The 1,570-nt window shown below is 62.8% G+C and carries 1 protein-coding gene and 2 pseudogenes (1 of these 3 cut by a window edge); 1 reads left to right on the top strand and 2 read right to left on the bottom strand.

Annotation, left to right across the window (positions count from 1 at the left end; translation table 11 throughout):
* Positions 1-3 (top strand): annotated as a pseudogene (istA, locus tag IL54_RS22580) (IS21 family transposase); its annotated part reaches 591 nt to the left of the window's first position; the annotation flags it as partial.
* On the opposite strand, the pseudogene istB reads toward istA, so the two are convergent.
* Both istB and IL54_RS02060 read right to left on the bottom strand, forming a co-directional pair.
* A pseudogene (gene istB / locus IL54_RS02065) lies at positions 1-705 on the bottom strand (IS21-like element ISSsp5 family helper ATPase IstB); the annotation flags it as partial. The pseudogenes istA and istB overlap by 3 nt on opposite strands.
* A partial coding sequence (locus IL54_RS02060) for a Mu transposase domain-containing protein (RefSeq protein ID WP_037472712.1) occupies positions 702-1,570 on the bottom strand: 869 nt, incomplete at its 5' end. The gene IL54_RS02060 and the pseudogene istB, both read right to left, overlap by 4 nt.

Raw genomic sequence — 1,570 nt, 5'->3', positions numbered from 1 at the left:
CTCGAGGATGCTGACGTGATGGGTCAGGCGATCGAGGAGCGCGCCTGTGAGACGCTCAGATCCGAAGGTTTCGGTCCATTCGTCGAAGGGCAGGTTGCTGGTGATGAAGGTGGAGCCGCGTTCGTAACGCTGGGAGATCAGCTCGAACAACAGTTCGGCGCCGGTCTTGGAGAGCGGCACAAAGCCCAGTTCGTCGATGATGAGCAGCTTGTATCCGGCCATCTGCTTCTGGAAGCGCAGAAGACGGCGCTCGTCGCGGGCCTCCATCATTTCGCTGACCAGCGCTGCCGCGGTGGTGAAGCCCACCGACAGTCCTTTCTGGCATGCTGCCAGTCCGAGCCCCAACGCTACGTGCGTCTTTCCGGTGCCTGATGGCCCCAGAGCGATGGCGTTCTCACGCCGCTCGATCCACTCGCAGCGCGCCATCTCGAGCACCTGCATCTTGTTGAGCCTGGGGATGGCGGCGAAGTCGAAGCTGTCGAGGCTTTTGACGGCGGGGAAGCGCGCGGCCTTGATGCGCCGCTCGACCATGCGACGCTCCCTGTCGATCATTTCCATCTCGACGAGGCGGGCGAGGAAGCGGATATGATCGACGCCTTCAGCGGCACATTGCCGCGCGAGCTTGTGATGCTCACGCAGGCACGTAGGCAGCTTGAGCGCCTTGAGATGGTGAGCGAGAAGGATCTCCGGGGCCTGATCGCTCATGCGGCCTCCTGCCGGTCGGAGAGCAGGCTCAGATAGGCTCTGGCAAAGGTCTTCTCGACCGTGGTGCGTGGCAGGAAGGGATAGACGTCCAGGTCCAGCCTGGGCGGTACGCGTTCGATCCGGCACAGGACGAGGTGCTTGACGGCATCGAAGCCGATGGCGCCAAGATCGATGGCCTGTTCGACCGCCGCCTGGAGATCGGCGAGGGTGAACGTTTCCAGCAGGCGCAGTACCTGCACATATTCGCGCTTGCCATGTTTGTGCATGCGCCCTTCCATCAACCGCTGCAGTGTCGTGAACGCTTCGGGCAGGTCCCAGCCCTGCAAAGGCGCAGCCTGGTCGAATGCGTTGATCTTCTGCTCGATCAGCGGGAGATAATGGAGCGGGTCGAAGACAACCTCCTCGCGGGCATAGCAACGAGGATGACGGGCGATGACTTCGCTGCGGCAGCCGATCACCACCTCATCGACATAGGCCCTGATCCAGACCTCCTGATGGCCCCAGGCCACCGGAACCGAATAATCGTTGGTCCTGTAGCGCACCAGGGATTGCGAGGAGACCCGCCCGCCTTTCTGATCGCAGGCCTCGAAGGGTGTAGCGGGCAGAGGCTGCATGGCCGCGAGATCGCGCTGCAGCCGCTCACCGATCGTCTCGCTCTGCCCGCGCACCTTGTCCTGCTGGCGCTCGCGGCATTGCTCCTCCAGCCACAGGTTGAACGCCTCCCAGGTCGGGAACTTCGGGATCGGCACCATGAAGTTGCGCCGGCAATAGCCTACCAGCCCCTCCACATTGCCCTTCTCGTTCCCCTTGCCCGGGCGAGCATAGCGGTCGCGGATCACGTAATGTGACAGGAAAGCGCTGAACA

Origin of the sequence: Sphingobium sp. ba1, from assembly GCF_000743655.1 — a bacterium.
GTDB lineage: Bacteria > Pseudomonadota > Alphaproteobacteria > Sphingomonadales > Sphingomonadaceae > Sphingobium.
This window is presented reverse-complemented; position numbering and strand designations above follow the sequence as displayed.